Raw genomic sequence first — 989 nt, 5'->3', positions numbered from 1 at the left:
AAGGCTATATGGAACACCTCAAGGTTCATGCCGACACACCAGGCAAGCCACCGGTGCTGGTTGAGTTAAACGGCCTGACGATTGCCAGCGATCTGAACAAAAGCACTTACGGTTTCTACCTCGGGCAGAACGTTCTTCAACTGAGTGACGGTCAGTTGACGTTTGGAGAGCGGCGATCGGAGCTCAAGATCAAGGATTTCGAGTATGCGGACTCTGCGTCTGCTACCGACAACCTGCTGTCCGGGCGTCTTGCCTATAACGTGGGCGACATCACCTTGGACGGTAAACCGGTGGGCAGTGCGAAAATGGTCATGACGGCCAACAGCCTGGATATTCCGGCCATGCAATCGCTGCTGCAGTTGTATCAGACCAAGTTTCAGCCGCAAGCCGATGGCACTTTGCCCGAAACTCCTCTGACGTTGGCCGAACAAACCCTGATGCAAGCCGGTGTCGAAAATTTTCTGTCTGCAAAACCCCAGCTGGCGCTAGAAGACCTCACGCTTAAAACAGTTCATGGAGAAAGTCACTTTAACGTCACGGTAAGTCTGGCCAAGCCGGCTTCGTTTGAGCAGCCACCCATCGAGATCGCCAAGCAGATGATGACCGCTCTGAACGCCAAGCTTCAGCTGTCCAAGCCCATGATCGCTGACTTGTCAGCCGTACAAGCTCAACGGGCCGGGCAGAGCGATCCTCAAGCGATCGCTGAAGCAGCAAGCATGAACGGTGAAATGGCTGGGGTCATGGCGGTGCAAACGGGTCTGGCAAAAGTCGACAGCAACAACATTCTTGCGTCACTCAGCTACAGCGGCGGGCAAGTGGATTTCAATGGCCAGAAAATGAGTCTTGAAGATTTTGTCAGTGTGCTGATGACGCGTATCGAGGGCATGAGCGGCGAGCCTGTGGGCACTACTCGGCAGTAAGGTTTTTCGTCTATGGGGGCGGGCTGCCGGCTACGCTCTCATAGCCTCTGAGGCGGGAAGATGATCACC

General features: G+C 54.8%; 1 protein-coding gene. It reads left to right on the top strand.

The window, feature by feature from the left end:
• On the top strand, positions 1-920 hold a 920-nt coding region (locus TU76_RS23865), incomplete at its 5' end, for a YdgA family protein (RefSeq protein ID WP_048352621.1).
• Positions 921-989 lie beyond the last annotated feature (69 nt).

Source organism: Pseudomonas psychrophila (genome assembly GCF_001043005.1).
Taxonomy (GTDB): Bacteria; Pseudomonadota; Gammaproteobacteria; order Pseudomonadales; family Pseudomonadaceae; genus Aquipseudomonas; species Aquipseudomonas psychrophila.
Note: the sequence above shows the minus strand (reverse complement) of the source record. Positions and strands in the feature narration are given on the sequence as shown.